This window comes from Blastocatellia bacterium (genome assembly GCA_025055075.1).
Lineage (GTDB): Bacteria > Acidobacteriota > Blastocatellia > HR10 > HR10 > HR10.
The window spans coordinates 1-5,487 of record JANWYV010000017.1 but is presented as its reverse complement, the minus strand read 5'-3'; the positions used below and the strand labels follow the sequence as shown (position 1 = coordinate 5,487).

Sequence of the window (5,487 nt, the reverse complement as noted above, 5' to 3'; positions counted from 1 at the left end):
AGCTGTGAGGCTTCGGCTCGAAGTCGCGGTGCGGAGCGTCCTGTCCCTCTGCCCAGTCGCCGCATCGTATTAAGCCAGCCGCCGAGCGCCTGTCGTTGTGGCACCCCGGTTTTCTCGATGCGATACGCCCTGGTGCGATCTTTGACGAGCTGCTGCGTGATGGCGTAAAGCTGCTCCATCTGCTGTTCGAGTCGGCGCTGAATCCCCTGAATGGATGTTTTCGCCTGGCGAACGATTTCTTGCTCGAGCTGTCGCCAGAGCCAAGCGGCTTCGGGATCGCCGGGAAGGTCCTCACGACCGTGTATCCCGCGTCGCGCGCGAATGGCTTCGGCCCACGTTAGAGCAAAACGCGACAACTGTTGGAGCAACTCCTCGCGGCGTCGAAGGTGAACGTACTTGGCATGCAGCTCGCAGAGTCGCGTGTAAGCCCGACGATATGACTCCTCATCGCACCAATGGAGCGCGTCTTTGATCTCGGCCGCGATTGTGTCGGAGGCGACGTCGCCAAGGCGGTCTTCGGCTTCCCGAATGCGTCGTTCGGCGTCGCGCTGCTGAGCGACGAGCACCGCAGCGCTCAAAGCGTCCGGTAGGCTATTCGCCAAAAACTCACCCAGCCGTCGTCCGCGCTGCGCGCTGTCAGCTCCGATCTTCGACTTGCCGAAGGCGCGATCCCAATCGAAGCCGAGACTGCTGAGTCTCTCTTGCAGGGGGCGAAGTTCCTGCGCGTTGAGGGACAACCATCGGCGGATCCGTTCGCACTGTTGCTGAATCGTCCGCTCGGGTTCAGGACCGAGCGCGTCGGCAGAAGGACCGCCGCGTTGCGTGACGAGATACGCCCAAGCGCGGCGAAGCCTATCGCGCCCTTCGCGAATGCGCGCTTCCGCGGCCAATGCCCGAAAGTGCTCGACCGTCTTAGGCTGCCCTTGCGCCACACTGGCTGAGCGGATGAACCGCCGACGGCGGCCATGAATTAGCGGAAGGACATCCCATCCGGATAATCGCCCTCCGCGTCGCTCGGCAATAGACGCCAATTCCTCGGCCACGTCCTTGTGCTCTTCCAAAGAGCCCGCGGAGGGCAGCGAGGGCCGATGCTCGATCAAGAGCCGAGCATTGGCATCCACGAGCTTGCGGACGGCATCAGCCTATTGGAACAGATGTTCCTCGAAGAGGGACGATTCGGCGGATTCCATCAAGGCCAGCTCCCATGACTCGGCGTTCAGAAGAAGATCGCCCAGCTCGCGCGCCGTCTGCGCGACGCTCTGGAGTTCGGGGATCGCTTCGACGCGAGGCTCGCGCTGCCACCAGTCCGGGTGATGGTCGTCGGGCTCCGTTCGCAAGAGATTGACTAACTCATCAAATTCGCTCGGCTCGAAAAGCGTTTTCGGATCGGGAGGGGAGCAGCGCAGCTCGCGTTCTTCGTTCTCCGGCAGGTCCCGGTTGAGCCGATAGAGTTCGGCGAGTTCGCCGACGGTGAGCGGCAACGGCGTTCCAGGCTCAAGCGGTCCGGGAATCCAATCGTCTCGACCTATGCCTTCGACGACGCGACGAGCAGCCTCCGATGGTGTGTATTCCCGTCCGGCGATCACAATGGAGCGATATTCGCTGCCGATAGCCTCAACAAGCTCGGTTCGGGAGCGAGCGATCTCAAGGAGGAGTTGCTGGCGTTGCTCTTCCAGACGATTCGCTTGTTGATGGAGATGCGCCGCGTCGTCACTCAATCGGGTCGTGATCGCAGCGACAGCCTCTTCCAATTGGCGGCGGCTCTCCAGATCGTCGTCCAGCACGGAAACGGCGAGCGAGCGCAGAGGCTCCGGGATATGCTCGCGCACGACGCGCAGCGCCTTCGAGGTGTAAGCGGTCACGAGCACCGATTTGCCCTGGGCGAGCAGATGCCCGATGAGATTGGCGATCGTATGCGTTTTGCCCGTTCCCGGCGGACCTTGCACGAGAACGCCGTCGAAGCGATTGAGTCGCACGGCAATTTGCAATTGCTCGTCGTTCCAGGGCTTGGTGAAAAGGACCTCGCGCAAAAGCTTGAGGTCGTCACTGGAAAGGGAAGATGCGGAAGAAGCGGTCGCTGCCTTCGCCAGTTGAGCGCCCACGATCGAGCGGAGAGTCGCCGGAGGATTATCGCGCCGTCCTAGATCATCGAGCGCGCGTTCCGCGCCCAGAGCATAACCTTGCGTGCGCGGTCGAAGCAGCAAGAAGGGCGAGCGCCAGATGCGCGGCGGATGAGGTCCGGAGATCTCCCGAGGCTCTATGGGCTTTTCGACGAACTCGCCGTCGGCGGCGAGGGATCGGGCGAAGCCTTTGAGAAATGCCGTCGTATTCGGTCCCTCAAGCGGGTGAATGAAACGTTTGCCTTGAGTGACGTCATCGCGCATGGAAGAAAGCACATTCGGGTTCGTCAAGGGCGCATTGCGCAGGATGGTCGTGTAGAGTTCGGGATTGCGATCGGTCTCTCGAACAATGAACTCGGGGACATCCCGCTTGAACTCCAGTTGCACGGGCATCACGATAACGGGAAAGTGGATTGAACCCTGCAGCCACCGCCAGAAAAGGATGCCGTCGGCCAACACCAGCTCGTAGCGCTCCCCTTCGCGTTCCAGCTCACCGCGAAGTTCGTAGAGACGCTCGTAGACTTTCATGGCCTCGCGAGCCGGTTGCTCCTGCTGCGCCCAAGCCCTCCATTTCTTCTTCAGCCATTCTTGCCAGGCGCGAACTCGGGCGGGATCGTCCTCAAAGCGTTCCGTGCGCGGCGTTCCGCGTGCATCGAGGACGCTCCGCTCAGTGTGCACAGTCGGCTCCTTGAAAGGATCATCGTACTTGCCGTCTAGCCAATCCCGAAGTGATGACGGAGGCGCGGGCGGGCGAGAAAGCTGCGGTCGGCGGACGCGGATGAGAATCGCCGGATCATCGCTCTCGCCGCTTCCCCGCTCATCGTCGGCGTTGATGCGAAACACGGAGATGCTGGGATGCTCGGGCAGCTCATTGAGCCAAAGCTTCCATCGGACCCTATCGAGGTCCTGCAAGTGGGGGAAGCGAATCTCCGCGTATTCTCTGAGGAAGCAGAAAAGCCGGATCGCCCTTTCTTTCGCTGCCGACATCTCAGCCATCTCAACGCCCTCCTTTCTCTTTGAGCGAAAGGTCGCTCAAAGAACGATCATTGTGATCCGCTCCTTTGGTTCGCAGAAGGGGGGACAATCCTGCGGCAAGGCTTCTCTGCTGAACGCCCCCGTGGGTGAGCTTTTCTTTTCGCGCTCGATCGAACGGCCTCGCTCCGGGCTCTTCGCTCCAGCAGTCGTGAGGCGGTGCGTCAGCATTCACCGCAGCAGCCCGAGGGATTAACGGCCAAGAGGCGCTAGTTGAGCCGACGAGCATAACCGGCCTCCCGGAAGCTCGAACTGTTCACGTCCACGAAGAAGAAGGCATCTCCACCCTTGACGACGATGACGGTGTGCGTCTGCACGGTCGGATAGAGATAGAACAAGAGACCCACGCCGCTAGCATCCACGCTGTATGTTCCACCGAATCGGATGGTCTGCGTTCCCGTGAGGAATGTTCGCGATTGCTGAAATCCCGTGAAGTTCCCCCGTCCATCGAAAGTGAAGCCGCCGATGGCGCTCTGGACGTTCGTGCGGCCGAAATCGTAATAAGCTCCCGTCGAGGAGAAGATGTAGTCGCCGCGAAGGAGATAATCGCCCGCGCCGGTGATCGTTTCTGCGGAGGGATGAGGCGGCTGTTGGTCAGCTAACGCTCGCCACAGCGCGAATAGGTTCTCCGACAGGCCATCTCGTTCGGCGTCATTCCCCGTCGCGGCTTGCTGGTGCGGGGACCCACTCGTCGCTGATTGAGAAGGTCCAGGACGACCGCCGAACGCTATGACGATCAGCGTCGCGAAGCAGAAGCTGAAAAGGGCAAATCTCCTCATACGCCTCCTTTCTGAGTCGGGATTGGGAGCCCGTGAGCCGTCGCCGCGAGGAGAGGGGCTTCGGCTCACGGGGAATTCAGGGTGCTAGCGCACCCGTGGTGTTACTCCGTCACGCCCAGGGGCTCGCGAGCGCATACCGTATCCATCGCGTGAGTTGCCGCTCCCCACAGCTATGAAGGATCCATTCGCCCTCGCAAGCGTTCCCAGCGACCCATGACTCATAAGGTCGCCACTTCCCATCAAACCCCTGCCAGAGATAGATCGTCTCGCCGCACTCGAAGCATCGCTTGAGATAGCCCCTGGAGCCACGGTAGTGAGCGACATACGTCCCTAGCTTGATGTCTCTTTCTCGCATAGTCCGTGATGCTAGCAGCCGATGGGACGCACCCGGCGCCGACGTTGAACGCACAGGATGCGTCCCACGATGGGTCCTCCTCGACTATCGTCGGCGGATGAAGAAATCATAGAAGGTCAGCGAACCCACCCGGTACGAGGATCCCTTGAGCGAGCTTCCGTCATCGCTCGTGAAATCGTAGAAGGTGAGCGAGCCGAGCCGCTGCTTCGTCCCCCTGATCGAGCGACCCTCGCTCGTGAAGAAGTCATAGAAGGTCAACGGGTCGCTCCGATACGAGGAGCCCCAGATCGAACGACCGTTGCTCTCCAAGAGGCTGTAGAGCGTGAGCGAGCCGATGCGGGACAAGGATCCGGAGAGATAGCTCCCATCGCTCCCATAGATCGTGATGTAGGTCGAAGATCCCGTCTGATAGGAAGTCCCCCAATAGCTCCGGCTATTCTGGGCCAGAGCCACGCTCGTTCCCATGATCAAGCTCACGGCCAACGTCGCGGATGTCAATCGTCGTGTCCTCATGGTTCCTCCTCCTTGGCATTTTTGTTCTTTCCGCTTCCGTCCAGCATAAGACAGGAAATCGGAGGGAAGGTTTAGTCGGCGACCGTCTCGGGCTTCATCCGGCCGAACGTACCGTGCTCCGGAAGGCATCCGGTTTACACCCTTCCGCTTCCGGTCGTATAATCCCGGTCGTGGGCGAGCGGGAACGACCGGGAGAGGCCATCATCCGCGAGTTGCAGCAGGGAAGAGATCGGGAAGAGAACTTCCGCGTTCTATTCGAGCGGTATTACCACGTGGTCTACCGCTTCTTCCGGAGGAAAGGATTTTCGTCGGAAGATGCTCGCGACCTCACCCAGGAGACGTTTTTTTCTGTCTATAGGGGATTGGACGAGCTTCGCGAACCGGCTCAGTTTGAGCCCTGGTTATATAGGATTGCGAAGAATTTGGCCATTAATGAGATGGAACGGCGGCAGGCGAAAAAGCGAGCGGCGGCTGAAGTGCCGCTGCAAGAGGTGCCGGAGTTAGAGCGCGCGGCCTCGCCCACGATGGCGGCCGTGGGCGATCCGATCGCCGTGGTGCTGGAGCAGGAGAAACTGGAGAAACTGCGCGAGGTCATGCACCAATTGCCGCCGCAGATGAAACGCTGCGTGTACCTGCGCGTGGTGAAGGAGCAGTCCGTTCAGGAAATCGCGACGATCATGGGGATTTC

Annotated in this window: 5 protein-coding genes; 1 reads left to right on the top strand and 4 read right to left on the bottom strand. The window is 60.5% G+C overall.

The window, feature by feature from the left end:
• The 4 genes from NZ746_04815 to NZ746_04800 all read right to left on the bottom strand — a co-directional run.
• Positions 1-1,061, bottom strand: a 1,061-nt coding sequence (locus NZ746_04815) for a hypothetical protein (GenBank protein ID MCS6816687.1), incomplete at its 3' end; no start/stop codon positions are given.
• A gap of 81 nt (positions 1,062-1,142) precedes the next feature.
• The gene (locus tag NZ746_04810; protein MCS6816686.1) at positions 1,143-3,116 is read right to left on the bottom strand and encodes an AAA family ATPase; all 1,974 of its coding nucleotides are present in this window, start codon (positions 3,114-3,116) and stop codon (positions 1,143-1,145) included.
• A 245-nt stretch (positions 3,117-3,361) separates the two neighbouring features.
• Positions 3,362-3,931: a hypothetical protein gene (locus tag NZ746_04805; protein ID MCS6816685.1), complete on the bottom strand. Its 570-nt coding sequence runs from the start codon at positions 3,929-3,931 to the stop codon at positions 3,362-3,364.
• A gap of 439 nt (positions 3,932-4,370) precedes the next feature.
• Complete coding sequence (locus NZ746_04800) at positions 4,371-4,799, bottom strand: hypothetical protein (GenBank protein MCS6816684.1); 429 nt, start codon at positions 4,797-4,799, stop codon at positions 4,371-4,373.
• A 170-nt stretch (positions 4,800-4,969) separates the two neighbouring features.
• On the opposite strand from NZ746_04800, the gene NZ746_04795 reads away from it, so the two are divergent.
• Positions 4,970-5,487: sigma-70 family RNA polymerase sigma factor (locus NZ746_04795; GenBank protein ID MCS6816683.1), on the top strand; the 518-nt coding region annotated here is incomplete at its 3' end.